The organism is Hydrogenophaga aromaticivorans (genome assembly GCF_013387465.1).
Taxonomy (GTDB): domain Bacteria; phylum Pseudomonadota; class Gammaproteobacteria; order Burkholderiales; family Burkholderiaceae_C; genus Hydrogenophaga; species Hydrogenophaga aromaticivorans.
In genome coordinates this window covers 88,217-112,290 of record NZ_VYGV01000026.1, presented here as the reverse complement: position 1 = coordinate 112,290, position 24,074 = coordinate 88,217, and the positions used below count along the sequence as shown (strand labels likewise).

General features: G+C 69.4%; 28 protein-coding genes. 18 read left to right on the top strand and 10 right to left on the bottom strand.

What is annotated here, in order from left to right; all coding sequences use genetic code 11:
- Window positions 1-11 precede the first annotated feature (11 nt).
- From F3K02_RS27345 to F3K02_RS24180, 6 genes are all read left to right on the top strand, one after another.
- Window positions 12-590, top strand: a complete 579-nt coding sequence (locus tag F3K02_RS27345; RefSeq protein ID WP_218179569.1) for a BON domain-containing protein — start codon at window positions 12-14, stop codon at window positions 588-590.
- Window positions 587-1,126: a ferritin-like domain-containing protein gene (locus F3K02_RS24200; RefSeq protein WP_177138860.1), complete on the top strand. Its 540-nt coding sequence runs from the start codon at window positions 587-589 to the stop codon at window positions 1,124-1,126. Before F3K02_RS27345 ends, F3K02_RS24200 begins: the two co-directional genes overlap by 4 nt.
- 248 nt (window positions 1,127-1,374) lie before the next feature.
- Entirely contained in the window at window positions 1,375-1,971 is a 597-nt protein-coding gene (locus F3K02_RS24195) for an NnrU family protein (protein WP_177138859.1), read from the top strand.
- A 74-nt stretch (window positions 1,972-2,045) separates the two neighbouring features.
- Window positions 2,046-3,170, top strand: a complete 1,125-nt coding sequence (locus F3K02_RS24190; RefSeq protein ID WP_177138858.1) for a PQQ-dependent sugar dehydrogenase — start codon at window positions 2,046-2,048, stop codon at window positions 3,168-3,170.
- Window positions 3,171-3,191: 21 nt separating this feature from the next.
- The gene (locus F3K02_RS24185; protein ID WP_177138857.1) at window positions 3,192-4,580 is read left to right on the top strand and encodes an ATP-grasp domain-containing protein; all 1,389 of its coding nucleotides are present in this window, start codon (window positions 3,192-3,194) and stop codon (window positions 4,578-4,580) included.
- Between the two features lie 50 nt (window positions 4,581-4,630).
- Window positions 4,631-5,512: a patatin-like phospholipase family protein gene (locus F3K02_RS24180; RefSeq protein WP_177138856.1), complete on the top strand. Its 882-nt coding sequence runs from the start codon at window positions 4,631-4,633 to the stop codon at window positions 5,510-5,512.
- Window positions 5,513-5,615: 103 nt separating this feature from the next.
- On the opposite strand, the gene F3K02_RS24175 is transcribed toward F3K02_RS24180, so the two are convergent.
- A complete protein-coding gene (locus F3K02_RS24175; RefSeq protein ID WP_177138855.1) occupies window positions 5,616-5,999 on the bottom strand; it encodes a VOC family protein in 384 nt (127 codons plus the stop codon).
- Window positions 5,999-6,316 carry a hypothetical protein gene (locus F3K02_RS24170; protein ID WP_177138854.1) on the bottom strand — a complete coding sequence of 106 codons (318 nt, stop codon included), beginning with the start codon at window positions 6,314-6,316 and terminating at the stop codon, window positions 5,999-6,001. Before F3K02_RS24170 ends, F3K02_RS24175 begins: the two co-directional genes overlap by 1 nt.
- A 23-nt stretch (window positions 6,317-6,339) precedes the next feature.
- Between F3K02_RS24170 and F3K02_RS24165 the strand changes: the two genes are divergently transcribed.
- A complete protein-coding gene (locus tag F3K02_RS24165; protein ID WP_177138853.1) occupies window positions 6,340-6,504 on the top strand; it encodes a hypothetical protein in 165 nt (54 codons plus the stop codon).
- A gap of 16 nt (window positions 6,505-6,520) precedes the next feature.
- On the opposite strand, the gene F3K02_RS24160 is transcribed toward F3K02_RS24165, so the two are convergent.
- The 7 genes from F3K02_RS24160 to F3K02_RS24130 form a co-directional block, all read right to left on the bottom strand.
- Complete coding sequence (locus tag F3K02_RS24160; protein WP_177138852.1) at window positions 6,521-6,712, bottom strand: hypothetical protein; 192 nt, start codon at window positions 6,710-6,712, stop codon at window positions 6,521-6,523.
- 514 nt (window positions 6,713-7,226) lie between these two features.
- Window positions 7,227-8,522 carry an ergothioneine biosynthesis protein EgtB gene (gene egtB, locus F3K02_RS24155; protein ID WP_177138851.1) on the bottom strand — a complete coding sequence of 432 codons (1,296 nt, stop codon included), beginning with the start codon at window positions 8,520-8,522 and terminating at the stop codon, window positions 7,227-7,229.
- Window positions 8,519-9,151 carry a class I SAM-dependent methyltransferase gene (locus F3K02_RS24150; RefSeq protein WP_177138850.1) on the bottom strand — a complete coding sequence of 211 codons (633 nt, stop codon included), beginning with the start codon at window positions 9,149-9,151 and terminating at the stop codon, window positions 8,519-8,521. The genes egtB and F3K02_RS24150 overlap by 4 nt, the downstream gene beginning before the upstream one ends.
- Window positions 9,152-9,256: 105 nt before the next feature.
- Window positions 9,257-10,084 (bottom strand): phosphonate ABC transporter, permease protein PhnE, encoded by an 828-nt coding sequence (gene phnE / locus F3K02_RS24145; protein WP_177138849.1) that lies wholly within the window; start codon window positions 10,082-10,084, stop codon window positions 9,257-9,259.
- Complete coding sequence (locus F3K02_RS24140; protein WP_177138848.1) at window positions 10,081-10,914, bottom strand: PhnE/PtxC family ABC transporter permease; 834 nt, start codon at window positions 10,912-10,914, stop codon at window positions 10,081-10,083. Before F3K02_RS24140 ends, phnE begins: the two co-directional genes overlap by 4 nt.
- 10 nt (window positions 10,915-10,924) lie before the next feature.
- Complete coding sequence (locus tag F3K02_RS24135; RefSeq protein WP_177138846.1) at window positions 10,925-11,755, bottom strand: phosphonate ABC transporter ATP-binding protein; 831 nt, start codon at window positions 11,753-11,755, stop codon at window positions 10,925-10,927.
- A gap of 15 nt (window positions 11,756-11,770) precedes the next feature.
- Complete coding sequence (locus F3K02_RS24130) at window positions 11,771-12,634, bottom strand: putative selenate ABC transporter substrate-binding protein (protein ID WP_177138844.1); 864 nt, start codon at window positions 12,632-12,634, stop codon at window positions 11,771-11,773.
- A 164-nt stretch (window positions 12,635-12,798) separates the two neighbouring features.
- On the opposite strand from F3K02_RS24130, the gene egtD reads away from it, so the two are divergent.
- On the top strand, window positions 12,799-13,800 hold the full coding sequence (egtD, locus tag F3K02_RS24125) for an L-histidine N(alpha)-methyltransferase (RefSeq protein WP_177138842.1): 1,002 nt from the start codon (window positions 12,799-12,801) through the stop codon (window positions 13,798-13,800).
- Here the strand turns inward: egtD and senA are convergent.
- Window positions 13,775-15,070, bottom strand: a complete 1,296-nt coding sequence (senA, locus tag F3K02_RS24120) for a selenoneine synthase SenA (RefSeq protein WP_177138840.1) — start codon at window positions 15,068-15,070, stop codon at window positions 13,775-13,777. The two genes, egtD and senA, sit on opposite strands and share 26 nt — an antisense overlap.
- Here senA and senB point away from each other — a divergent pair.
- The 10 genes from senB (at window position 15,069) to F3K02_RS24070 (ending at window position 24,072) form a co-directional block, all read left to right on the top strand.
- Window positions 15,069-16,049 carry a selenoneine biosynthesis selenosugar synthase SenB gene (senB, locus tag F3K02_RS24115; protein WP_177138838.1) on the top strand — a complete coding sequence of 327 codons (981 nt, stop codon included), beginning with the start codon at window positions 15,069-15,071 and terminating at the stop codon, window positions 16,047-16,049. The two genes, senA and senB, sit on opposite strands and share 2 nt — an antisense overlap.
- A 189-nt stretch (window positions 16,050-16,238) precedes the next feature.
- On the top strand, window positions 16,239-17,375 hold the full coding sequence (locus F3K02_RS24110; protein ID WP_177138836.1) for an acyl-CoA dehydrogenase family protein: 1,137 nt from the start codon (window positions 16,239-16,241) through the stop codon (window positions 17,373-17,375).
- Between the two features lie 26 nt (window positions 17,376-17,401).
- Complete coding sequence (locus tag F3K02_RS24105) at window positions 17,402-18,265, top strand: phosphate/phosphite/phosphonate ABC transporter substrate-binding protein (RefSeq protein WP_177138834.1); 864 nt, start codon at window positions 17,402-17,404, stop codon at window positions 18,263-18,265.
- Window positions 18,249-19,466 carry a ferritin-like domain-containing protein gene (locus F3K02_RS24100; protein ID WP_177138832.1) on the top strand — a complete coding sequence of 406 codons (1,218 nt, stop codon included), beginning with the start codon at window positions 18,249-18,251 and terminating at the stop codon, window positions 19,464-19,466. The genes F3K02_RS24105 and F3K02_RS24100 overlap by 17 nt, the downstream gene beginning before the upstream one ends.
- Window positions 19,467-19,501: 35 nt before the next feature.
- The gene (gene selD / locus F3K02_RS24095) at window positions 19,502-20,575 is read left to right on the top strand and encodes a selenide, water dikinase SelD (RefSeq protein ID WP_177138830.1); all 1,074 of its coding nucleotides are present in this window, start codon (window positions 19,502-19,504) and stop codon (window positions 20,573-20,575) included.
- Between the two features lie 191 nt (window positions 20,576-20,766).
- On the top strand, window positions 20,767-21,435 hold the full coding sequence (lepB, locus tag F3K02_RS24090; protein ID WP_177138980.1) for a signal peptidase I: 669 nt from the start codon (window positions 20,767-20,769) through the stop codon (window positions 21,433-21,435).
- Window positions 21,436-21,492: 57 nt separating this feature from the next.
- Entirely contained in the window at window positions 21,493-22,122 is a 630-nt protein-coding gene (locus F3K02_RS24085; protein ID WP_177138828.1) for a LysE family translocator, read from the top strand.
- Window positions 22,122-22,583: a methyltransferase family protein gene (locus F3K02_RS24080; protein WP_177138826.1), complete on the top strand. Its 462-nt coding sequence runs from the start codon at window positions 22,122-22,124 to the stop codon at window positions 22,581-22,583. The genes F3K02_RS24085 and F3K02_RS24080 overlap by 1 nt, the downstream gene beginning before the upstream one ends.
- Before the next feature lie 21 nt (window positions 22,584-22,604).
- Complete coding sequence (locus F3K02_RS24075) at window positions 22,605-23,303, top strand: haloacid dehalogenase type II (protein WP_177138824.1); 699 nt, start codon at window positions 22,605-22,607, stop codon at window positions 23,301-23,303.
- Window positions 23,304-23,412: 109 nt separating this feature from the next.
- Window positions 23,413-24,072, top strand: a complete 660-nt coding sequence (locus F3K02_RS24070) for an ArsR/SmtB family transcription factor (RefSeq protein ID WP_177138822.1) — start codon at window positions 23,413-23,415, stop codon at window positions 24,070-24,072.
- The last annotated feature ends 2 nt before the right edge of the window (window positions 24,073-24,074 follow it).

The window sequence follows — 24,074 nt, the reverse complement described above, 5'->3', positions numbered from 1 at the left end:
GGAGTACCTCTATGACCCAACGCAAACCAAAATTCATCCTGGCCAGCAGCCTCATCGGCCTGGCCGCCCTGACGCTGGCGGCCTGCAACAAGCCACCCGTGATGGTGCAGGAACCCGCGCCGAGCATCACGCTGGGCACCCAGGTGGACGATGCCGTCATCACCTCGGGTGTCAAGTCCGCCTTGCTGGGCGACGAAGCGATCAAGAGCTTTGACCTGCAGGTCGAGACCCGCAAGGGCACCGTGCAGCTCAGCGGCTTTGTCGACAACCAGGCCCAGATCGACCAGGCCATCGCCGTCACGCGCAGCGTGGCCGGTGTGACCGAGGTTGAAAACGGCGTCACGCTCAAGGGAACCCCCAGCACCGTGGGCACCAAGATCGATGACGCGAGCGTGACCGGCCGCGTCAAGACCGCGCTGCTGGCCGACCCCGACATCAAGAGCTTCGACATCAGCGTGGTCACCTTCAAGGGCGAAGTGCAGCTCACCGGCTTTGTGAACAACCAGGGCCAGATCGACCAGGCGAGCAAGCTCGCTGGCGTTGCCGAAGGTGCCACCAGCGTCAAGAACGAACTGAAAGTCAAACAATGAACCACACCCACAAACTCACCGACGTCGCCACCCTGCGCAGCCAGGCCCGCCAGCACATTGAAGCCGGTGCCGTGACCGCCGGCTACAACGCCAACCGCGACCAGGTGGTCAAGCTGCTCAACGAAGCGCTGGCCACCGAGATCGTCTGCGTGCTGCGCTACCGGCGCCACCACTTCATGGCGCGCGGCATCCACGGCCAGAGCGTCGGGGCCGAGTTCCTGATCCACTCCAACGAGGAGCAGGGCCACGCCGACCTGCTGGCCGCGCGCATCGTGCAGCTGGGCGGTGAGCCCGACTTTTCGCCCGACAGCCTGAGCCAGCGCAGCCACGCCGAATACGTGGCCGGCGACACGCTGACGCAGATGATCCAGGAGAACCTGGTGGCCGAGCGCATCGCCATCGACAGCTACCGCGACATGATCCTGTACCTGGGCGACCAGGACCCGACCACCAGCGTGCTGCTCAAGCAGATACTGGCGGTGGAAGAGGAACACGCCGACGAACTGGCCGATCTGCTCGAAGGCATGAAAGGCTGAAGTACCCCCCGCGCCGCCTGCGGCGTCACCCCCCCAGGGGGCGGCACTGGCCGTCCGGCAAAGCCGGCCCGGCGGTGCCCTGGGCTGGGGCCCTTGCACGCCTCCCGCTCGCGCTCCGGCTTCATGCTTGCAGGCACGAGCATTCCGCAACAAGACCCGGCACGCTGCGGACTTGAGCCCAAGCCGCTACAGTTCGCCCCAAGCGGGGCGCGGTGCCTTGTGGCCCGGTCTGGGCACAGGAGTTCAACATGGTGTGGCTGGTTCTGGGTCTGGTGCTGTTTCTGGGCGTGCACAGCATCGCCATCGTCTCGCCCACGGGGCGCGACCGGCTCGCCGCGGGCATGGGCGAGAACACCTTCAAGGGCCTCTATGCGCTGGTCTCGTTCGCCGGCCTGGGGCTGATCGTCTGGGGCTACGGCCTGTCGCGCGAGACGCCCGTGCTGCTCTACGCCTTGCCGGGCGGCTTTCGCCACCTGGCCGCGCTGATGCTGCTGCCGGTGTTCGTGCTGCTGCTCGCGGCCTACCTGCCGGGGCGCATCAAGACCGCGGCGAAACACCCCATGCTGCTGGCCGTCAAGCTCTGGGCGCTGGCGCACCTGCTGGCCCAGTCGGTCACCGGTGGCACGCTGGCCGATGTGCTGCTGTTCGGCGGCTTCCTGGCCTGGGCCGTGGCCGACCGCATCTCGCTCAAGCGCCGCGCTTTGGCCGGCGCCTTGCGCCCCGTGCCCGCGTTGCCGGCCGGCGGCGCCAACGACGCCATCGCGCTGGTGGGTGGGCTGGCGCTGTACGCGCTGTTCGTGTTCTGGGCCCACGCCTGGCTGTTTGGCGTGCGCCCGTTCGGCTGAGCGGCCGAGCCGCTGAACCGGGAACCAGTGAGCCCGGTTCAGGCACCAACCGGTTTCACCTGGAGGGCCACCCCATGCGCTTGCCAATATTGATTCCGATCCAGCGCCTCGCGCTGCTGGTGTTCGCCGTGCTGGCCACCACGGCCCACAGCCAGACGGCGGCGTTGCGCGTGGAGGTGGTGGCCAGCGGTCTGCAGAACCCATGGGGCGTGGCCTTCATCGACGGCGGCCGCTTTCTCGTGACCGAACGGCCGGGCCGGATGCGTGTGGTGGCGGCCGACGGCCGGCTGGGCGAACCGCTGGCCGGTTTGCCGGACGTGGATGCGGGCGGGCAGGGCGGTCTGCTCGACGTCATCACCGACAGCGGTTTTGCCCGCAACCGCACCGTGTACTTCTGCTACGCCGAGCCGGGCGCGGGCGGCAACTCCACCGCGCTCGCTTCGGCCCGGCTGTCCGCCGATGCCACACGCCTCGAAGCGGTGAAAGTGATCTTCAGCCAGGCGCCGAAGTTCAGCAGCCGGGCCCACTTCGGCTGCCGCATCGTCGAGGCGCCCGATGGCCTGCTCTTCCTCACCCTGGGCGACCGCTTCAGCCGCAAGGACGACGCGCAGACGCTGGACAACCACCACGGCAAGGTGGTGCGCATCGCCAAGGACGGCAGCGTGCCGCCCGGCAACCCGTTCGTGGGCCGCGCCGGGGCCAAGCCCGAAATCTGGAGCCTGGGCCACCGCAATCTGCAGGGCGCCGCGCTCGGGCCCGACGGGCGGCTCTGGACCAGCGAACACGGCCCGCAGGGCGGCGACGAGATCAACCGCCCGGAGGCCGGCAAGAACTACGGCTGGCCCGTCATCACCTACGGCGAAAACTACGGCGGCGGCGCTATCGGCGAGGGCATCACCGCCAAGGCCGGGCTGGAGCAGCCGGTGTTCCAGTGGACACCGTCGATCGCGCCATCGGGCCTCGCCTTCGTGAAGGGCGAGCGCTACGGCAAGGCCTGGCAGGGCCACCTGCTCGCGGGCTCACTCAAGTTCCGTTACCTGGCGCGGCTGGAGGTCAGCGGCGGCCGCGTGGTGAAAGAAGAACGCCTGCTGCCCGACCTCAACGCGCGCGTGCGCGATGTGCGCGAAGGCCCCGACGGTTTCATCTACCTGCTGACCGACGAGCGCAACGGGCGACTGCTGCGGCTGCATCCAGGCTGAGGCAGCAAAAACCGGTGACCCATGCCGCCCACCGACCGCACCCTGCTGCTCTTCAACCACGACTGGGACGCCGTGGCGCACCAACGCCTGGCCAGCACGCAGGGCCTTCGCTTCGACGAAGACGGCTTTGACCTGTTCACCTTTCCCAGCAACGCGCGCCTGGCCTGGTTTGACATCGCCCGTTTCGTCGATGGCCTGGCCCGCCGCGCCCCGGCGCGGGGCTGGTCCGCGGTGGTGTCCAGCCACGAACAGTTCGGCGCGCTGGCCGCGGCCCTGCTGGCCGAGCGCATGGGCTGGCCCGGCACGCCGGTGGCCGCCATCCTGGCCTGCCAGCACAAGTTCTACGCGCGCCAGGTGCTGCAGCGCGTGGCGCCCGAGGCGAACGTGCCTTTCCAGTTGCTGGACGCCGAATACGGTGCGCCCATTCCCGCGGGCCTGCCTTACCCCCTGTTCGTGAAGCCGGTGAAGGCCGCGTTCTCGGTGCTCGCGCGCCGCGTCGACAACCACGCCGGGCTGCACCGCCACACCCGCTTCGGCGCCTGGGAGCTCTGGGTAATCCGCCGCCTGGTGGAGCCCTTCGAGCGATTGGTGCGCGAGCGGCTCGGGCCCGGGGTGCCCAGCGCCCACCGCATGCTGCTGGAGGCGCCGGTGGCGGCCGACCAGTTCAACCTCGATGGCGTGGTGTTCAACGGCGATGTGCGCGCCATCGGCGTGGTCGACGCCATCATGTTCCCCGGCACCCAGGCCTTCATGCGCCACCAGATCCCGAGCGCGCTGCCGGCCGCGGTGCAGGCGCGGGCGCTCGACGTGGCGCGCCGTTTCCTGCTGGCCGTGGGCTTCACGCACGGCCTGTTCAACATGGAGTTCTTCTACGACGCCGCGAGCGACCGGCTCACCGTGATCGAGTTCAACCCGCGCATGGCCTCGCAGTATTCGGATCTCTACCAGCGCGTGCTCGGTGTGGACCTGCACGCCATCGAGATCGCCCTCGCGCACGGGCAGGATCCCGACACGGCGCCGCGCAGCGCGCCCACCGCGGGGGCCGCGGCCAGCTTCGTCTACCGCGCCTTTGACCCGGCCGACCGCGTGACGCTGCCCGACGCGGCGCAACGCCAGGCCTTCGCCAGTGCCTTCCCCGACGGGCTGCTGTTCCGCTACCCCAAGTCGCGGGGTTCCATCCAGCGCGATTTCAAATGGCTGGGCAGCTACCGCTACGGCATCACCCACCTCGGCGGGCGCGACGCCGACGACCTGCGCCAGCGCTGCGAAGCGGCGAGCGCCTTGCTGGGCTGGCCCGCGCCCTACGCCGAAGTTGCCGCGCCGCCGGCCGCTCACGCGCCGGTGCTGCCCGCCGCTGGCGATCCGGTCCCGCTGGCGGCCTGCAACCGCTCGATGGAGGTGGCTTCGTGACCCCTGTCGTTGCCCCCTCAGCCGCGGCTTGAACCCGCCACCGGCACGTTATGTCCACAGGCCTGACGCGCCGCCACCTGCTGGCCGCCAGTGCGGCGGCGCTGGCCGGCTGCACCCTCCAGCCCGACCGCGACCACACCGGTCCCGACGCGCCCCGCGCCGAACCGCTGCGCCGCCCGGTGAACACCGCCTGGGTGCTGAGCTCGGGTGGCCCGCGCGGCTTTGTGCACGTGGGGGTGATCAAGGCGCTGGAAGAGCTCGGTCTGAAGCCCGACCTGATCGTCGGGGTCTCGGCCGGTGCATTGCTGGGCAGCCTCTGCGCCGCCGGGCTGGGCGCGCGCGCGATCGAAACCCTCGCGCTCGAGCTGCAGCCCTGGGCGCTGGCCCGGCTGGCGATCGGGGTCGATGAGCGCCTGAGCGGCACGGCCGTTGCCGACTTCGTGCGGCGCGCTTCGCCGGTGAAGTCCCTGGAACACATGCCGGTCGCCATGGCCATCGTGGCGGCCCGGCGCCGCGACGGCGAGGCCACGGCCTTTACCGCGGGCGACGTGGGCCTGGCGGTGCAGGCCTCGGCCGCCATCGAAGGCCGCTTCGCACCGGTGCGCATCCGGGGCGAACAGTACGTCGATGCTGACTGGACCACGCCGCTGCCGGTGCGCGTGGCGCGCGCTCTGGGCGCGCAACGCGTGCTCGCGGTGGACGCCAGCGCCCATGTCGACCGCGCGCCGCCCGGCGCCGAGCGTTACCGCGAGAGCGACCTGCGCAAGCAGGCGCTGGTGGACGCCGACGCGAAGATGGCCGATGGGCTGCTCAAGCCCGACTTCGGCTACTGGGTCAGCTTGTCGCGCGAATTCCGCGAGCGCGCCATTGAGGCGGGTTACCGCGAAACGCTGGCGCAGGCCGATGCCTTGCGCGCGCTGCACGTGGTTTGAGGCGGCGCGATGACGCACCGCAAGCCCTACACCGCCTCGCGAACCGCAGCTTCGATCGCCGCGATATCGATCTTCCTCTGTTTCATCTTGCCATCGGGTTGTCTCAGCCGTCACCGCCATAGGGTCGGGTGATGATCTCGAGGTAGTGGCCGTCTGGATCGTTCCAGTAGACGCCGCGACCGCCATCGTGGTGGTTGATGCTGCCCGGTCGCTGGTGCGCCGGGTCGGCCCAGTACGGCAGTCCACGGGCCTGGATGCGCTCGAAGATCTGGTCAAACTCGTCCTCGCTCACGAGAAAGGCGTAGTGCTCGATCGTCAGATGCTGATCGGCGCGGATATAGGCCAGCGTGACGTGGTTGTCGAGCTCGACGTCCCAGAACGGACCGAACCGGACCGGGGCTGAACGGCCCAGCACCTCGCTGAGAAAGGTCGCCGATCCGAGCGGATCGCGGGCGTGAACGATCGTGTGGTTGAGGTCAATCGACATCACATGGCTCCTTGCAAGGGTTCGCTGCCATCCTGAGCCCTCATCGTGTCCGAACCGATCGGCTGAGGCCTGAGCTGCGGACTGATATCACTGGCTTCGGCGAGGTCTTTGATCATTTCCAGTTCGCGGCTGTCGGTTTCGCCTTGCGACAAGGGGTTCGTTCGGTCGATGCGTTCCTGCGCCAGCATGGCGTGACGCAGCGGGCCCTCCGAACTGCGGCATGTGCTGTTGGGTTCATGCGAGAAGTGCGCTTTGTTCGCCTCTCTGGTAAAGCGCCAAGTCATGCCCGACTGGAGCACGCCGCTGCCGGTGCGCATGACGCGCCGTGGGCATATAGCGCGTGCACAGGGTGGACGCCGACGCGAAGATGGCCGATGGGCTGCTCAAGCCCGACTTCGGCTACTGGGTCAGCTTGTCGCGCGAATTCCGCGAGCGCGCTATCGACGCCGGTTACCGCGAAACGCTGGCGCAGGCCGGTGCCCTGCGCGCGCTGCACGCGGTTTGATCTGCGGTGGGCGGGTTCAGATCCTGGGGTTCTTCGGGGTGTCCGTGGTGGGCTTGCCGTCGTCATCGAGATCCGGGTTGGGCTTGATGGCCGGTGAACCAGCGCCAGGAGCGTCTTCGATGTTGTCTTCAACCATGTCGAGAAACTCATCCACTTCGTCGGTTGAGTGCCTGGATGGCTCAATGTGGGCCGTTTTTTCGCGGGTCATGGGGGTTTCCTTTCGGTTGGGGGAGCGGGGCCTTTGGCGGCTGTGCAATGCGCTTCCGTTGACCAGGTCTTCAGAAGCTGCGACAAGCCGGCGCAGAGTCCCCATAGGGGCAGATTCGGGGCCGCCTGTCTGTTCGCCAGCGAACCATCAGGGTCCTGCGGCCGCCGGTTGGCCGGTATGAGCGCTGGCGCACAGATCAGATGCAGCGCCGCCGCTAATGTGAGGGTGGCGGTGCCGTGCCCGAGCGGTGAATGCGCCGCATCTCATCCCACCTACGCGAAGGAAAACTCTCATGAACAGCATCATCTACATCGTCGGCCTGGTCGTGGTCGTTCTGTTCGTCCTGTCCTTTTTCGGCCTGCGCTGAGGCGCCGACCGGCCCGCAGACAAGGGGAGCACGCACAGCCCGGCGGCGTTGACCACACGGGCATGACCGCTCAGCAGCCGCGTTGCGCCGGCGGTGAAAAGCCCAGGGCCTGTCGTCGTTCCCTGGGGTGCCTGGATGGACGGTGGATCAAAGATCCTTCGCCAGGCGCACGCCGCTGAACTGCCAGCGCGCGTCGGTGGGGAAGAAATTGCGGTAGCTGGCGCGGATGTGCGAGCGCGGCGTGGCACACGAGCCACCGCGCAGCACCATCTGGTTGACCATGAACTTGCCGTTGTATTCGCCCACCGCGCCGGCCCAGGGGCGGTAGCCGGGGTAGGGGGTGTAGGGGCTGGCGGTCCATTCCCAGACGTCGCCGCCCATCTGGCGCGGGCCGGGTGTCCTGCGCGCCAGCGGCATCGGGTGCAGGGCGCCGCTCTCCAGAAAGTTGCCCTGTTTCTGCCAGGTGTCGCCCAGAGCCTGCGCGGCAAACTCCCACTCGGTTTCGGTCGGCAGGCGCAGCGCCAGCCCGTCCTGCGCACCGCGCCAGCGCGCGTAGGCATCGGCCTCGAACCAGCTGATGTGCACCACCGGGGTGTGCGGGTCCAGCGGCACGCGGCCGTGCAGCGTGAAGTTGGTCCAGCCGCCGTCGGTGGCCTGCCAGTAGAGCGGCGCAACGGCCTGTTGGGCCTGCACCCAGTCCCAGCCCGCCGCCATCCACCAGCGCGGGTCGCGGTAGCCACCGCCGTCCATGAAGGCCAGCCAGTCGCCGTGGGTCACCAGCCGGTTGGCCAGGGCGTAGGGCCGCAGCAGCACGGCGTGGCGCGGGGCTTCGTTGTCGAATCCGAAACCGGCGCCCGCGTGCCCCACCTGGGCGATGCCGCCGGCGTATTCCACCCAGTCCACCGGCGTGGCGACCACGCTGCTCAGCGGCCATTGCGGGTGGTAGACCGGGTTCAGCGGGTTCATCGCCAGCAGGTGCTTGATGTCGGTGAGCAGCAGCTCCTGGTGCTGCTGCTCGTGCTGCAGGCCCAGCTCCATCAGCTCGCGCAGCTCGGGGCTGTCCGTGCGCGACAGCAGGGCGGCGATGCGCGTGTCCACATTCGCGCGGTAGGCCTTGACTTCGGCCAGGCCGGGCCGCGTGACCAGGCCGCGCTGCGGGCGCGGGTGCTGCTCCCCCACACCCTGGTAGTAGCTGTTGAACAGCACACGAAAACCGGGGTGGAAAGGCTGGAAGGCGGGTTCAAAACGTTCCAGCACGAAGGTCTCGAAGAACCACGTCACGTGGGCCAGGTGCCATTTGGTCGGGCTGGTGTCGGGCATGGACTGCACCTGGCAGTCGGCCTCGCTCAAGGGCTCGGCCAGCGCGAGCGTCTGGGCGCGCACGCTGGCGAAGCGCCGGGCCAGGTCGGTGGGTGCGGTCTGGGGGGCCGGGGTCGCGGTCATCGGGGTGGTCCTTTCAGCGTGGCGCTGGCGATGTAGCCCATGCCCCATTGCGTGCTGTTCCAGCGGAAGTCCTTGCATTGAGCGGCCACGAGGCTCCAGGGTTCCCACAGGTCGGCGGCCCGGGCGTTGTAGGGCCGGTTCTTCAGCCAGGCCAGCAGGTTGAGCGGGCCGGTCCACCAGGGGAAGTACTTGATGCCCGCCATCGCCACGCGCGCCCCCGGTTTCACCTGGCGCAGGATGTTGGCCACCGCCGCCGGGCTGCGGCTGATGTCGTGCGTGTAGTTGAAGAGCACCGCATCGGCCAGCGCCGGCAGCTGCACCGCTTCGGCCGCTGCGTTGGCGTGCCACACGTTGGCCCAGCCTTCGCGCTGCACGCGTTGCCGTGCCAGCGCGAACATGTCGGGGCTCTGCTCGAAGGCCAGCACGCGGCCGGTGTCGCCCACGCCCGCGCGCAGCAGCGCATAACTCAGGCCGGTGCCGGCGCCCACGTCGAGCACGGTCTGGCCGGGCTGCAGCTGCAGCAGCGCGATGGTGCGCCGGCGCAGCGGCATGGTGAACTCGGCCGAGGCGTCGTAGCCCGCGGCCTTGCTGCGGTAAAGCGCGATGGAGAGGTCGTTGTCGGTCGTCATGTCCACCTTGTTCGTTGGGCCGTCGTGGAACTTGCGGAACCCTGCGCGGGGGGTCAGGATACAGGCCCTTGGCGTCGATGACGAGGATCCGGTGCCGGGCGGTCTTCAGCGCGTGAGCAGGCGCCGCGAGCCGTGGCTGGCGGCGTCCACGAAGGCCACGAGCAGCAGCATGGCGGCCAGGATGGTGGCGGTCTTGCCCATGTGGAACAGACCCATGTGAAAGGCCAGCAGCTGGCCCAGGCCACCCGCGCCCACCACGCCCAGCACGGCAGCGGCGCGGATGTTGTTTTCCCAGCGGTAGAGCGTGTAGCTCATGAGCTGCGGCAGCACCTGCGGCAGCGTGGCGTAGAGGAACACGCGGCCGTTGCCCACGCCCTGCGCGCGCAGGGCATCGCCGGGGCCGGGCGGCGCGTTTTCGATCGCTTCGGCGAACAGCCGGCCGAGCACGCCGGTGGTGTGCAGCGCCAGCGCCAGCGTGCCGGCAAAGGGGCCCAGCCCGGCGGAGATCAGCAGCAGCGCGGCCCACACCAGCTCGGGGATGCTGCGCAGCGCGTTGAGCAGCAGTCGCGTGGGCGTGCGACCGTGCGCGGCATCACCCTCGTGCAGTCGGCTGGCGGGCAGCGCCAGCGCCAGCCCGGCCAGCGCCGCCAGCAGCGTGCCGAGCGCCGACATGGCCAGCGTTTCCCAGGTGCCGAGTGCGACCTTTTTCAGGAACTCGGGCGCCGTGTCGGGCGGCACGAACTCGGCCAGGAAGCGGCCCATGCTCTGCGCCGCTTCGAGCGACAGGAACTGGGCCCATTGCAGGTCGAGTGACCAGAAGCTCGCCACCACCAGCACCAGCAAGCCGGCGCTGAACCAGCAGGCCTTGCAGCGCGCGCTGAACAGCGGCGGTGGCAGCCGGTAGGTCTGGTTGGCGGCCTGGGGCTTGTTCATCCGAGTGCCTTGCGCAGCCCTGCGCTCACGCGGTCGGCGAGCGCGACGAGCGCCATGAACACCAGCAGCATGGTGGCGACCTCGCCGCCGTTGAACATCTTCATCGAGTTGTCCATCTGCTGGCCCAGACCACCCGCGCCCACGAAACCCAGCACCACCGACGAGCGGATCGCGCACTCCCAGCGGTAGACCGTGTAGCTGGTGAGCTCGGCCGCACTGGCCGGCAGCAGACCGTAAAAGAAGGCCTGCAGGCGCCCGCTGCCGTTGCGCAGCAGGTTCTGCGTGGCATCGGTTTCGCCGCTTTCCAGGATCTCGCCATACACCTTGCCCAGCATGCCGCCGTAGGTGAGCGCGATCGCCAGCACACCGGCCGTGGGCCCCAGGCCGACCACGCGTACAAACACCAGCGCCCACACCAGCTCGGGGATGCTGCGCAACACGACCAGCAGCCAGCGCACGCTCTGGCGCAGCCAGAAAGGGCCGCGGGCCATCGGACCCGCCAGCGCCGAAATCGACAGCACGCGCGTGGACATCAGGGTCAGCGGCAGCGCGATGATGAGCGCCAGCGTCATGCCGGCGGTGGCCATGGCGACCGTGCGCCAGGTCTCGCGCGCCACCATGGCCAGGAACTCGGCGCCGTGGGCCAGCGGCCAGAAGCTGCCGATGAAATGCCCGCTGACCTGGAGGCTCTCGGGCGCCAGCAGCACCCAGGGTCTGAACTCGGTCGCCACCAGCAGCGGCCACAGCAGCACCAGTGCGGCCAGGCTCCAGAACACGCGGCCGAGCCAGGCCGGGTCGCGGGTCGGTGGGCGCACAGATGAGGTGTTCATGCTCACACGCTCACCGGCAGTGCATGACGACGGGTTGCGGCACGGGCAGCGGTGCCACATCGAGCGGGGCAGGGCCGTGCAGCTCGTCTTCGTGCTGCTCGTACAGGCGGGCCAGGTGCTCGCGCGTGACCTGCGCCGCCGGCAGATCGAAGGCCAGCGCGCCGTCGCGCAGACCGACGATGCGGGGGAAATGTTCAAGGGCGACTTCCACCTGGTGCAGCGTGGTCACCAGCGTGGCGCCGCGCTCGCGCGCGCCCGCCAGCAGCGTGTCGATGGCCTGGCGCGCCCGCGCCGGGTCGAGCGCGGACAAGGGCTCGTCAATGAGCCAGAGCGAGGCGGGCGCGAGCAGTGCCCGCGCCAGACCCACACGCTGGCGTTCGCCACCGGAGAGGCGGTCGACACGTTCGAAGAGTTTGTCCGCGAGATCGAAGCGGTCGAGCGCTTCGAACGCCGCCGGAATATCGACCGGGTAGAACAGCGAGCGCAGGCTCTGCCACAGGCCCATGGCCGGCAGGCGACCGGCGAGCACGGCCGTCACCACACGCTGGCGCGGCGGCAGCGGCGGCACCTGCGGCGCCAGAAAGAGGCGTCCACGCAAGCGCTGCAGGGCACTGCGCGGCAGTTGCCAGGGCGACGCGCCATCCAGCTGCAGCGTGCCGGCCCGCAGCGGCATGGCGCAGGCGATCACCTGCAGCAGCGTCGTCTTGCCCGCGCCCGAGGGGCCGATCACCGCCACCTGCTCGCCGTGGGTCACGCGCAGCGTCAACCCCTTGAGGGCTGGCGCTGCGCCCGGTCGTGCGGCGGGGTGGCGGGCACTGGCGCCCTGCAGGTCGATGTTCAAGCGCGGGACTCCGGGTCAGAGCAGGCTGCCGCTGCGGGCGGCGGCTTCGATGCCTTTGTAGTTCTCGGCCTTGGTCGGCACGAACTTGCTGGCGCGCTGCAGGTCGAGGATCTGCTTGCCTTCCGGTGTGGCCGGGCTCAGCGCGAGGAAGGCGTCGGACAGTTTCTGGCGCGTGGCGGCGGGCATGTCGGCGTGCACCGACCAGTTGTAGTCAAAGTAGGGCGGGGTGGTGTAGATCACGCGCACCTTGGTGGTGTCGACCTTCTTGTCGGCGACGAACTTTTCCCACACCGAGATGTTGAGCGCACCGCCCTGCACCTTGCCCGAGGCCACGGCTGCGATGGTCGCGTCGTGCGCGCCGCTGTAGGCCACGCGCCTGAAGTCCTTGTCGGGGTTGAGGCCGGCTTCCATCAGGAAGCTGCGCGGCATCAGGTGGCCGCTGGTGGAGCTTTGTGAACCGAAGGACACGTCCTTGCCCTTGAGGTCGGCCAGGGTCTTGACGGCCGGGTCGCTGGTGATGAAGACCGACTTGAACTTTTCGTCTTCCGCGCGCTGCACCAGCGGGATGATCTTGCCGCCCGAGCGCGCATTGGCCTGCACGAAGGTGAAGCCGCCGAACCAGGCCATGTCGACCTTCTTGTTGACCAGGGCTTCCACCGAGGCCGCGTAGTCGGTCACGGGGATGTATTCGACCTTCATGCCCAGCCGGGCTTCGAGGTATTGCATCAGCGGGCCGGCCTTGCGGGCCAGCTCGGTGGGCGACTCGTCGGGGATGGCGGTGACGCGGAACACCTGCTGCGCCTGCGCGAGGGTGCAGAGGCCCAGCACGGCGCAGGTCAAGAGTGCGCGAACGGTGCGTGAACAAGACAATGGGTTCATGGTGGTATCCGGTAAAGAGGGATGGGGAGGCGTATTAAACCGCGATACGGTGCCGGTGCGCCGGGTGGGGCCATGCGGGGATTCCCCTGTAAGAAAAGCCGGATTCAGGCGACCGCTGAGGCGGTCCACCCGGTATAACCCGGTCTGAACGGAAACCAACACGCATGCCCCTCGACACACCCACCGCCCATTTTGTGCAGATCCACCGCGAAGACTTGGCGGCCGTGCAGGCCGAGCTGACCGCGGGGCTGAAACAGACGCCGCCACGCGTGGCGCCCAAGTTCTTCTACGACGCGCTGGGCTCGCGCCTGTTCGACGCCATCACCGAGCTGGCCGAGTACTACCCCACGCGCACCGAAGCCGCCATCTTCCGCGAGCATGGCGCTGCCATGGCGCAGCAGGTGCCGACGGGCGCGGTGCTGGTCGATCTGGGCGCGGGCAGCTGCGCCAAGGCCGCGGGGCTGTTCCCGGTCTTGCGGCCGGGCGCCTATGTGGCGGTGGACATTTCGGTGGACTACCTGCGCGAGACCATGAGCGAGCTGCGGCAGCGCCACCGCGCGATACCCATGCTGGGGCTGGGCATGGACTTCTCGGCCGAGCTGGCCCTGCCGCCCGCCGCCACCGACTGGCTGGCGCGGCACGACCTCAGCACCGCGCCGGTCTGCGTGTTCTACCCCGGCTCCAGCATCGGCAACTTCGCCCCCGCCGAGGCGCTGACCCTGCTGCGCCAAGCGCACGCCGTGTGCGCCGCGGGCGGGCCGGGCGGCGGCATCCTGATCGGCGTCGACCGGGTGAAAGACAAGGCCATCCTGGAGCCCGCCTACGACGATCCGCTGGGCGTGACGGCGGCCTTCAACCGCAACCTGCTGCTGCACACCAACGCCCTGCTGGGCACCGACTTCGCGCCCGCGCGCTGGCAGCACGTGGCCTTTTTCAACGAGGCCGTTTCGCGCATCGAGATGCACCTGCAGTCCGATGGCGCGCAGACGGTGCGCTGGCCCGGCGGCGAGCGCCACTTTGCCGACGGCGAGCGGGTGCACACCGAGAACTCCTACAAGTGGCAACCGGCCGATTTCGACGCGCTGCTGCGCGAAGCGGGCTTCGGCCCGTCCACCCACTGGAGCGATACGAGGGGCTGGTTCAGCGTGTTCTTCGCGCCGGCCTGAACGGACCAGCGCTTTCCCCCTCTGGGGGCCGGCGTGAGGCAGCCACCGAGCGGAAACCCGCCACGATGTCGTTGCGCTCGGGCGTGAAGTAGTTGCGGTACTGCGGGTGGCGCATGCGCGGCACGGTGGCGGGGCTGGCGCCCTTGAGCACCGGGCGGCCGTCGAACCATGGGCGCGAGTAGTCCACATAAGGGTGCGGCGCAAAGCCGGGGAAGGGCGCGAAGGTGCTGGCGGTCCATTCCCACACGCTGCCCCATTCGAAGCCCGCCTCTTGCGCGGCCACCGCCCATTCGGCCTCGGTTGGCAGGCGCCGCCCGGCCCAGGCGCACCAGGCCTGCGCCTCGAATGCCGTGAGGTGGCTGGCCGCTGCGGCCGGGTCCAGCGGCTGCCAGCGGCCAAACACCTGCTGTTCCCAGCCTTGCGGGGTTTGCCGCAGGTAACGCGGCGCCTGCCGTTCCTGCGAGAGCCGCCAGATCGAGCCCGCGGCGCTCCAGAACTGGCGTTGCACATACGAGCCGCCTTCGACGAAAGGCAGGAACTGCGCCCAGGTGACGGGCTGTGCGTCGATCTCGAAGGCGCCGACCGACACCGCGTGCGCGCCGAGTTCGTTGTCGAACGCGAAGCCGGGGCCGCTGCGGCCCAGCGTGCAGTCGGTTGCGGCGACGCGCAGCGCTGTCGGCCGCTGGACCGTGGTCGTGTCGGCTGGAAGGTGGTGCAGCGGGTCGAAGCCCAGCGTCTGTGCCATGTAGACCGCGGCTTCGGCGTGCATGTCTTCGTGGAACAGCGCGAGGCGGAAGAAATACAGGCCGGTGTCGTCTTCGGGTGCGTCTGCGAGCACGGCCAAGGTGTCGGCCAGGCTGGCTGCAAGGTCGGCGCGCACGGCGTCGGCACCGGGCAGATCCAGCCGCCAGCGCGCGTCGTGCGGCACGTCGCTGGAGTTGTAGAGCGCATCGGCGTTCACACCGCGAGCTGCCTGGCGCGCCGGGCTGCGCACAGCTTGCGGATCGGCGTGGACGCCCCGGTGGCGCTGCGGGTAACGCGCCAGCCACCAGTCGGCGAACCAGCCGATGTGGCCCAGTTCCCAGAGCGGCGGGTTCAGCTCGGGCGTGTTGGGCACACGCAGGCCCGGGCCGAGCGCGGCCTCGTAGGCATCAAACAGCGCCAGGCTGCGTGCGCGCGCATCGCGCAGCGCTTCTGCCAGCCACGCCTTGCCACCGCAGCGCGCGGATTCGGCATCGGACACAATCGCTGAGCTCAGCTTCACACCCATGAAAAAACCCTCTTTGTGCATCGTCACCCCGGCCCTGGCCGATGCCAACAACGGCAACTGGCAGACCGCGCGACGCTGGGCTCACATGCTTCGCGGGCATTATGCGGTCCGCCTGGTGAAGGCATGGCCCGACGCGCAAAGCACCGACGACGGCACGGACATCCTGCTCGCGCTGCACGCGCGCCGCTCGGCCGCCAGCGTGACCGCCTGGGCGCAGGCGCACCCGCACAAACCGCTGGTGCTGGCGCTCACCGGCACCGATCTCTACCGCGACATCCTGAGCGACGCCAGCGCGCAGCGCTCGCTGGCGCTGGCGCAGCGGCTCATCGTGCTGCAGGAACAAGGGCCGCAGGCCTTGCCCGAAGCGCTGCGCGCCAAATGCCGCGTGGTGTTCCAGTCCAGCACGCGGCGCGCCACGCTGCCCAAGACCCAGGCCCACCTGCGTGCGGTCATGGTGGGCCATCTGCGCGATGAAAAGTCACCACAAACCCTGTTCGAAGCCGCGCGCCTGATCGGCCCCGACGAAGGCATCTTCATCGACCACATCGGCGAAGCGCTGGACCCGGCGCTGGGCAAAGCCGCACGCCAGACCGCGGCCGATTGCCCGCACTACCGCTGGCTCGGCAACCAGCCGCACGCCGCCACACGCGCCCGCATCCAGCGCGCCCACGTGCTGGTGCACACCAGCCGCATGGAAGGCGGTGCCCACGTCATCATGGAAGCCGCGCTCAGCGGCACGCCGGTGCTGGCCTCGCGCATCGCGGGCAACGTGGGCATGCTGGGCGCCGACTACGGGGGCTACTTTCCGCCTGGCGACGCCGCTGCGCTGGCGGCCCTGCTGCGAACCGCGCGAGATGGCCAGTTGCGCGGCGGTGCCTGGCTCGCCGACCTGCAAACGCAATGCCAGCTGCGTTCTGCCCGCTTTGAACCGGCCGCCGAGCGCGCGGCCTTGCTGTCCCTGCTGGCCGAGCTGAGCTGAACCAGCGCTTGTGGTGCCCATCCCGGCGCAACCCGGATGCATTACGCTCTCACAGTTCTTCGAGTGCAGCGCCACTCCCGGCCCCCACCGCCGGTCCGCGAGCGCCCCACCACCTGTCCCTTCTCCGCGGGTGCGCTCAAGACACGTTTCCACCCACCACCCCATCCACTCTTTATCTGGATCTGCGCCATGACCCAAACCACCCCCGCCCAAGCCCTGCTGAACGCCCTTGACGGCGTTGTCACCGCCGTCATCGACGCCGCGGCGATCGAGACCGACAAGCTCGGCCAGTTCCCCGCCACCAGCCTGGCGGCCTTGCGCAGCGCCGGCCTGCTGGGCCTCATCAGCGATGCCAGCGTCGGCGGCGCCGGGGGTGACATGGGCCACGCCAGCCGCGCGGTGCGCCGCATCGCGCAGTCCTGCCCGTCCACCGCCATGATCCTGGCCATGCACTACAGCGCCACGGCCGTGATCGAAAAATTCGGCGACGAGACCACCCGCAAGGCCATCGCCGCCGGCCAGCACCTGAGCACGCTGGCGTTTTCCGAAGCCGGTTCGCGCAGCCACTTCTGGGCGCCCACCAGCACCGCCCGCGCCGACGGCAGCGGCGCAGTGCTCGACGCGGCCAAGAGCTGGGTCACGGCCGCCGGCCATGCCGATTCGTACGTGTGGTCCAGCCAGCCCCTGGCCGCCAGCGGCGCCAGCAGCATCTGGCTGATGCCGCGCGAGACCGCGGGCCTGAGCACCGTGGCGCCGTTTGACGGCATGGGCCTGCGCGGCAACGCCTCGTCGCCGGTGCGCGCCGAGGGTGTGCGTCTGCCGCTGACGGCGATGCTGGGCGCCGACGGCACCGGCTTCGACGTCATGATGGGCACGGTGCTGCCGTGGTTCTCGGTGCTCAACGCCTCGGGCTCGGTGGGCATGATGGACGGCGCGATCACCCGCGCCGCCGCCCACGTCAACGCCACCCGTTTCGCCCACCTGGGCACCAGCATCGCCGACCTGCCCACGGCCCGTGCCTACATCGCCCGCGCCAAGATCCAGGCCGACAGCGCCGCCGTGCTGCTGGACGACACCATCGCCGCCATCGCCGGCGCACGGGCCGACGCCATGCTGCGCGTGCTGCAGGTCAAGGCCCACGCGGCCGAGTCCGCCATGCAGGTCACCGACCTGGCCATGCGCGTGTGCGGCGGCGCGGCCTTCCGCAAAGAGGTGGGCGTCGAGCGCCTGTTCCGCGATGCGCGCGCGGCCTCCGTGATGGCGCCCACCTCCGATGTGCTCTACGATTTCATCGGCAAGGCCACGCTGGGCATGGACCTGTTCTGAACACCCCCCACTGAAAAGGACACCACATGTCGCAAACCCTCGTTCTGGGCGCCGTCGCCTACGCGCCCAAGGTCGTCACCATCTGGGAAGGCTTCAAGGAATTTTTCGTCCGCAACGGCCTGCCCTTCGACTTCATCCTGTACTCCAACTACGAGCGCCAGGTCGAGGCGCAGTTCAGCGGTGAGGTGCACGTGGCCTGGAACTCGCCGCTGGCCTGGCTGCGCGCCGAGCGCATGGCGCGTGCGCGTGGCGTGTCGGACCAGGTGCGCGCCATCGCCATGCGCGACACCGACTGCGACCTCACCTCCGTCATCGTGGTGCGCACCGGTGCCGGCATCAACACCCTGGCCGACCTGCGCGGCAAACGCATCGGCGTCGGCGCGATCGATTCGCCCCAGGCCACGCTGATCCCGCTGCAGTGGCTGCGCGAGCAAGGCATGGCCCCCGACACCGCGCTCACCGTGGTGCGCCACGACGTGCTGGGCGGCAAACACGGTGACCACGTCGGCGGCGAGCGCGACGCCGCGCGCGCCCTGATCGCGGGTGAGGTCGACGCGGCGGTGATGATCGACGGCAACCACCTGCAGTTCACGCAGGAAGGCACCTTGCCCGCCGGGCGCAGCACGGTGCTGGCGCGTACGCCCGCCTTCGACCACTGCAATTTCACCACCAGCCCGGGCGCACCCGCCGACCTGATGGCGCGCTTCGAGACCCTGATCCGCGCGATGTCGTTCGACGACCCGCAGGTGCGCCCGCTGCTGGAGCTCGAAGGCCTGCGCGAATGGAAGGACGGGCGTACCAGCGGCTACGCCTGGCTGGATCGCGCGATCGACGCCAGCGGCTTCTACGACGCACAGGGGAACATCACCGCCCATGACTACCGCTACTGACACCGCCACCGGCGGCCCGGTGCTGGAGCTGGGCGCGCTGGGCATGGACACCGGCGCCCACGTGCTGGTGGCCCACGCCCTGCGCCAGCGCGACCCGGCGTTGGCGCTGCGCGTGCGCGGCAGCCACCCCGAGCTGGGTGTGCACCTGAGCGGCTGGTGCCGCAAGCGCGGCCTGACTGTGACCAGCCAGGACGGCGAACACCGCATCGCGCCCGGTCCAGGTGAAGCACAGCGCTGGCGTGGCGCGCAGCGGGCCGGCGCGTCCGACCCGGGCGCGCCCGGTGCCGTGGTGGCCCAGCCCAGCGCCCGCTGGGGCGTGGCCGCGCGCGGCGCGCTGGTGGAAGCCGGCGCGCCCGAGTTCTACTTCCCGCTGTCCGACAAAGCCGCGCTCTGGGCCGACGATGCGGCGCGCCTCTACGCCACCGCTTTGGCTGCCCAGTGGGACCCGAACGAGGCCATCGACTGGGCGGCCCCGTTCGAACTGCCCGACGAAGTGGAAGACGCCGTCGTCCAGGTGATGACCTATCTGGTGGAGAACGAGAACGCAGCCCTGCTGGTGCCGGCGCGTTTTCTCGGCCAGATGCACCCGCACTTCCGCGAGGTGCTGCAGTGCCTGGCCATCACCATCGCCGACGAAGCACGGCACGTTGAGGTGTTCACGCGGCGCATCGCGCTCAAGGGCCGCGGCCCGGCCTTGTCCACCGCCGGGGCGCAGGCCTCGCTCAAGACCCTGTTCGACGAGCCCGAGTTTTCGGTGGCGTCGTTCCTGCTGTCGGTGCTGGGCGAAGGCACGTTCGTGAACCTGCTGAACTTCCTCAACACCTATGCGCCCGATCCGGTCACGCGCCAGATCTGCCGCCTGGCCAGCCGCGACGAGGCGCGCCATGTGGCCTTCGGCATGTCGCACCTGGCCTGGCAGATGGCGCAGGACCCGGATCTGAAATACCGCCTGAACGCGGCGGTGGAGCGGCGCTACGACGAACTCGCCAGCACCGACGGCCTGAACGAAGAGGTGTTCGACGGACTCATCGTGCTGGCCGCCGGCGCCTTCACGCCCGAGGCCGTGGCCACGGGCTACGAACGGGTGCAGCGCCTGAAACAGGAAATGGCCGACGGCCGGCGCGCGCGCCTGGCCAAGCTGGGCTTCGCGCCCGAAGCGGCGCAGGCCCTGGCCGAGCGGCACACCCGCAACTTCATGTGAGCCGACGCGCTCCTTCTTCTACCGCCTCCGAGCTTATGAACGCACCCACCACCCCCCAGCAGACCCAGCCCCGCCTCACCAGCCTCTCGCACGGCGGCGGTTGCGGCTGCAAGATCGCACCCGGCGTCTTGAGCGAAATCCTCAAGGGCACGGCCGCGATGCCCATGCCCAAAGAGCTGCTGGTCGGCATTGAAACGGCGGACGACGCGGCCGTCTACCAGCTCAACGACGAGCAGGCGCTGATCGCCACCACCGATTTTTTCATGCCGATCGTGGACGACCCCTACGAGTTCGGCCGCATCGCCGCCACCAACGCCATCAGCGACGTCTACGCCATGGGCGGCACACCCATCATGGCGCTGGCCCTGGTGGGCATGCCCATCAGCGTGCTCAGCACCGAGACCATCGGCCAGATCCTGCAAGGCGGGCAGGACGTGTGCCGCGCCGCCGGCATCCCCATCGCAGGTGGCCACACCATCGACTCGGTCGAGCCCATCTACGGCCTGGTCGCCATGGGCCTGGTGCACCCGAAACGCGTCAAGCGCAACGCCGACGCGCAAGTGGGCGACCGCCTGATCCTCGGCAAGCCCATTGGCGTGGGCGTGCTCTCGGCCGCGCTGAAGAAGGACGCGCTGCCCGCCGAAGGCTACGCGCAGATGATCGCCAACACCACGAAGCTCAACACGCCCGGCCCCGATCTGGCGAAGCTCGACGGCGTGCACGCGCTGACCGACATCACCGGCTTCGGCCTCGCCGGCCACGTGCTGGAAATGGCGCGCGGCTCCAACACCACGGTGCGGATTGAGATGGCCAGCGTGCCGCTCATCACCGGCGTGCGCGGGCTCGCCGCGCAAGGCATGGTCACCGGCGCCAGCGGCCGCAACTGGGCCGCCTACGGCCACGAAGTGCGTCTGGGCGCCGGCCTGCAGCCGGTGGACCAGGCCCTGCTGAGCGATCCGCAGACCAGCGGTGGCCTGCTCGTGGCCTGCGCGCCCGAGGCGGTGACCGAGGTGCTGGCGATCTTTGAGCGCCACGGCTTTGCGGCGGCGGCCGAGGTGGGCGAGATCGTTGCCGCCGAAGCCGACGGCGTGCGCCTGCGGGTGGCCTGAGAGGCTGAGAGGAAATCGGTCATGCCCGCCTTGACGCCCCAAACCACCGCCAGCGGCGTTGCAAATGCGCGCCGTAGCCCGAGCTACGGCTGTGCTTTGCGCCTTGCCGGCAGCGCTTTGGGACGCCCTTTCGGCCACGCCCAATTCCCTCCCAGCCTCTGAATCAACGGTTTCAGGAGGAACCCATGAACATGAAGAAATGGCTGCGTGACAACCGCGGTTTTCTGGTGCTGCTGCTGTGTTTTGGCGTCTTCCGCACCGCCATCGCCGACTGGAACCCCGTGCCCTCAGGCTCCATGCGACCGACCATCCTGGAAGGCGACGTGGTGCTGGTGAACCGTCTCGCCTACGACCTCAAGATGCCACTCACCGATGTGTCGCTGGCGCGGCTGGGTGAACCGCAGCGTGGCGACATCGTCACCTTCAGTTCGCCGACCGACGGCACGCGGCTGATCAAGCGCCTGGTGGCGCTGCCGGGTGATGTGGTGGCCATGCGGGCCGGGGTGCTGGTCATCAACGGCCTGGCCGCCGACTACTCGGACGTCACCGAGGTCAGCGAAGCCCTGGCGCCCGGTGTGCTGGTGCCGGCCTTGCGGGCCACCGAGCGGGTGGCTGGCCACAGCCGCGTGGTGCAGAGCCTGCAGGGCGCCAACAGCCGCCACACCTTCGGGCCGCTGACGGTGCCGCCGGGCCACTACTTCATGCTGGGTGACAACCGGGACAACAGCGCGGATTCGCGCTACATCGGCTTCGTGCCGCGCGCGCTGCTGATCGCGCGGGCCGAAGGCGTGCTGGTGTCGGCCGACATCACGGGCAACTGGATGCCCCGTCTGGAGCGTTTCGCTTCGCGATTGCATTGAGGGGCTGACATCCCCGCTCGCAGGCCTTTCGCTCGCTTGGTTTCTTCGGAGTTTTTCATGACCCTCTCCACCTGGCTGCTCTACGTGGCCGCCGTCTTCGTCCTCACCGTCACACCCGGCCCGGCCGTGCTCATGTGCGTGTCCACCTCGGTGAACCTCGGGCCGCGCAAGGCGCTGATCACGTCGCTGGGCAGCACCTCGGCGGTGGTCGGGCTCATGGCCTTGTCGGCGCTCGGTCTGGGGGCTTTGCTCGCGGCGTCGGAGCTGTTGTTCAGCGCGCTGAAATGGGCCGGCGCTGCGTACCTGGCTTACCTCGGCGTGCGCGCGCTGCTCGCGCCGGCGTCGGACATCCGCGTCGCGGGGGGTGCCGCTGCTGTGGGCACACAGCGTTTGTTGGCGCAGGGCTTTCTGGTGGGCCTGAGCAACCCCAAGGCCCTGCTGTTCTTCGGTGCGCTGTTCCCCCAGTTCCTTGACCCGGCCGCACCGCAGCTGCCGCAGTTCCTGGTGCTGGGCGCGACCTTCGTGTTCTTCGAACTGGGCTGGCTCACGGTCTATGCGCTGACCGCTTCGCGCGCCCAGCGCTGGCTGCAGCAGCCGCACCGCGCGCGCCAGTTCAACCGGCTGACCGGTGTGGTGTTCCTTCTCGCAGCGGGCCTGCTGGCCAGCAGCAAGCGGCAGCCCGCCTGATGAACTGGCTGGAGCTCAAGCTACCGCCGCCGGTGGTGGCGCTGCTGGTCGCCGCGGCGATGTGGTGGCTCGCCCCCATGGGCCCGCGTCTCGACAGCGCCGATACCCTGCGCCCGTGGTTGGCCATGGGCCTGGTCGTGGTCGGTGCGGGCTTCGACGTGACGGGCCTGGTCGCCTTCCTGCGCCGGCACACCACCATCAACCCGCTGCGCCCGGCCAACGCCAGCGCGCTGGTCACCAGCGGCATCTACCGCGTCACGCGCAACCCGATGTACGTGGGCCTGGTCTGTTTCCTCACGGCCTGGGCCGTGTGGCTGGGCGCGTGGCTGGCCTTTGCCGGGCCGGTGGTGTTCGTGCTCTACATCACCCGCTTCCAGATCCAGCCAGAGGAACGTGTGCTCACCACGCTGTTTGGCGATACCTACACGGCCTACACCCGGCGCGTGCGCCGCTGGCTCTGAGCGACTGAAAGGCGCCCGCCCATGAACCCCGTGCCCCGCATCCTCGCTTTCGACATCTTCGGCACCGTGGTCGACTGGCACGGCAGCATCGTGCGCGAAGTGAGCGAACGCCATCCGCAGATCGACGCCAACGCCTTCGCGCTCGCCTGGCGCGCGGGTTACCAGCCCGCCATGGCGCGCGTGCGATCGGGCGAACTCGGCTGGACACGCATCGACGAACTGCACCGGCTGATCCTCGACGAGCTGCTGCTGCGCTTCGGCCTGGACCACCTGGGCGAAGCGCAGCGCCAGCACCTCAACCACATCTGGCACCGGCTCGATGCCTGGCCCGACAGCGTGGCCGGGCTGACCCGCCTGAAATCGAAACACCTGATCTGCACGCTCTCCAACGGCAACATCGGCCTGCTCACCGACATGGCCAAGCGCGCCGGCCTGCCCTGGGATTGCATCCTCTCGGCCGAGGTGTTCCGCGCCTACAAGCCCGACCCGCGCACCTACCTCGGCGTGGCGCAGACCTTCGACGCCGCGCCAGCCGAGGTGATGCTGGTCGCGGCCCACCAGGACGACCTCGCCGCCGCCCGCGCCTGCGGCCTGATGACCGCGTACATCGAACGCCCGCTGGAGTTCGGCGCCGGGCAGCCGAAAGACGTGTCGCCCGACCCGGCCAACACGCTGCACGCCCGCGACCTGCTGCACCTTGCCGACCAGCTCGGCTGCTGACCGGCCGCCAGGGCCGCCACCGGCCGTTCCGCATCCTGCAGCCGTACGCCCATGTCCCCACAAGCCATCGGGTTTTGGTCATCAGTCTAATGATCGTTAGAATGAAGGCATGAAAAGCCGCCAACTCAAAGACCTGCTGTACGAACAGGTCGCCCGCATCGGCAAAGCCCTGGCCAGCCCCAAGCGGCTGGAACTGCTGGAAATGCTCGCGCAGGGCGAAAAGTCGGTGGATGCGCTTGCGGGCGAGCTGTCGATCGACATCAAGCTCGCCAGCGCCCACCTGAAAGCGCTGCGCGATGCGCGGCTGGTCACCAGCCGGCGCGAGGGCAAGTTCATCCACTACCGGCTCACCGGCCCCGACGTGGCGGGCCTGGGCGTGAAGCTCCGCGAGGTGGCCGAAGAACACCTGCTGGAGCTGCGCCTGGCGCTCGACCAGATGGCCGCCCACCCGGGCCAGCTGGCACCGGTGGACCGGCGGGCGCTGATGGAGCAGGCCCGCCGCGGCGAGGTGGTGGTGATCGACGTGCGCCCGAGCGACGAATACGCCGTGGCGCACCTGCCCTACGCGCGCTCCATGCCGCTGGCCGAAGTGGTAAAGCACCTGGCCTCGCTGCCGCGCGACAAGGACATCGTCGCCTACTGCCGCGGCCCGTTCTGCCTGCTGTCCGACGAAGCCGTGGCGCTGCTGCGGGCGCGCGGTTACCGCGCCCGCAAGGTGTCCGACGGCGTGAGCGAGTGGCAGGCCGCCGGCTTGCCGCTCGAAAGCTGAGG

What these genes read in the sequence shown, in the direction of transcription:
- F3K02_RS27345 (WP_218179569.1), top strand. Translation starts at nt 12, where the DNA reads ATGACCCAACGCAAACCAAAATTCATCCTGGCCAGCAGCCTCATCGGC.
- F3K02_RS24200 (WP_177138860.1), top strand. Translation starts at nt 587, where the DNA reads ATGAACCACACCCACAAACTCACCGACGTCGCCACCCTGCGCAGCCAG.
- F3K02_RS24195 (WP_177138859.1), top strand. Translation starts at nt 1,375, where the DNA reads ATGGTGTGGCTGGTTCTGGGTCTGGTGCTGTTTCTGGGCGTGCACAGC.
- F3K02_RS24190 (WP_177138858.1), top strand. Translation starts at nt 2,046, where the DNA reads ATGCGCTTGCCAATATTGATTCCGATCCAGCGCCTCGCGCTGCTGGTG.
- F3K02_RS24185 (WP_177138857.1), top strand. Translation starts at nt 3,192, where the DNA reads ATGCCGCCCACCGACCGCACCCTGCTGCTCTTCAACCACGACTGGGAC.
- F3K02_RS24180 (WP_177138856.1), top strand. Translation starts at nt 4,631, where the DNA reads ATGTCCACAGGCCTGACGCGCCGCCACCTGCTGGCCGCCAGTGCGGCG.
- F3K02_RS24175 (WP_177138855.1), bottom strand. Translation starts at nt 5,999, where the DNA reads ATGTCGATTGACCTCAACCACACGATCGTTCACGCCCGCGATCCGCTC.
- F3K02_RS24170 (WP_177138854.1), bottom strand. Translation starts at nt 6,316, where the DNA reads ATGCGCACCGGCAGCGGCGTGCTCCAGTCGGGCATGACTTGGCGCTTT.
- F3K02_RS24160 (WP_177138852.1), bottom strand. Translation starts at nt 6,712, where the DNA reads ATGACCCGCGAAAAAACGGCCCACATTGAGCCATCCAGGCACTCAACC.
- egtB (WP_177138851.1), bottom strand. Translation starts at nt 8,522, where the DNA reads ATGACCGCGACCCCGGCCCCCCAGACCGCACCCACCGACCTGGCCCGG.
- F3K02_RS24150 (WP_177138850.1), bottom strand. Translation starts at nt 9,151, where the DNA reads ATGACGACCGACAACGACCTCTCCATCGCGCTTTACCGCAGCAAGGCC.
- phnE (WP_177138849.1), bottom strand. Translation starts at nt 10,084, where the DNA reads ATGAACAAGCCCCAGGCCGCCAACCAGACCTACCGGCTGCCACCGCCG.
- F3K02_RS24140 (WP_177138848.1), bottom strand. Translation starts at nt 10,914, where the DNA reads ATGAACACCTCATCTGTGCGCCCACCGACCCGCGACCCGGCCTGGCTC.
- F3K02_RS24130 (WP_177138844.1), bottom strand. Translation starts at nt 12,634, where the DNA reads ATGAACCCATTGTCTTGTTCACGCACCGTTCGCGCACTCTTGACCTGC.
- egtD (WP_177138842.1), top strand. Translation starts at nt 12,799, where the DNA reads ATGCCCCTCGACACACCCACCGCCCATTTTGTGCAGATCCACCGCGAA.
- senB (WP_177138838.1), top strand. Translation starts at nt 15,069, where the DNA reads ATGAAAAAACCCTCTTTGTGCATCGTCACCCCGGCCCTGGCCGATGCC.
- senA (WP_177138840.1), bottom strand. Translation starts at nt 15,070, where the DNA reads ATGGGTGTGAAGCTGAGCTCAGCGATTGTGTCCGATGCCGAATCCGCG.
- F3K02_RS24110 (WP_177138836.1), top strand. Translation starts at nt 16,239, where the DNA reads ATGACCCAAACCACCCCCGCCCAAGCCCTGCTGAACGCCCTTGACGGC.
- F3K02_RS24105 (WP_177138834.1), top strand. Translation starts at nt 17,402, where the DNA reads ATGTCGCAAACCCTCGTTCTGGGCGCCGTCGCCTACGCGCCCAAGGTC.
- F3K02_RS24100 (WP_177138832.1), top strand. Translation starts at nt 18,249, where the DNA reads ATGACTACCGCTACTGACACCGCCACCGGCGGCCCGGTGCTGGAGCTG.
- selD (WP_177138830.1), top strand. Translation starts at nt 19,502, where the DNA reads ATGAACGCACCCACCACCCCCCAGCAGACCCAGCCCCGCCTCACCAGC.
- lepB (WP_177138980.1), top strand. Translation starts at nt 20,767, where the DNA reads ATGAAGAAATGGCTGCGTGACAACCGCGGTTTTCTGGTGCTGCTGCTG.
- F3K02_RS24085 (WP_177138828.1), top strand. Translation starts at nt 21,493, where the DNA reads ATGACCCTCTCCACCTGGCTGCTCTACGTGGCCGCCGTCTTCGTCCTC.
- F3K02_RS24080 (WP_177138826.1), top strand. Translation starts at nt 22,122, where the DNA reads ATGAACTGGCTGGAGCTCAAGCTACCGCCGCCGGTGGTGGCGCTGCTG.
- F3K02_RS24075 (WP_177138824.1), top strand. Translation starts at nt 22,605, where the DNA reads ATGAACCCCGTGCCCCGCATCCTCGCTTTCGACATCTTCGGCACCGTG.
- F3K02_RS24070 (WP_177138822.1), top strand. Translation starts at nt 23,413, where the DNA reads ATGAAAAGCCGCCAACTCAAAGACCTGCTGTACGAACAGGTCGCCCGC.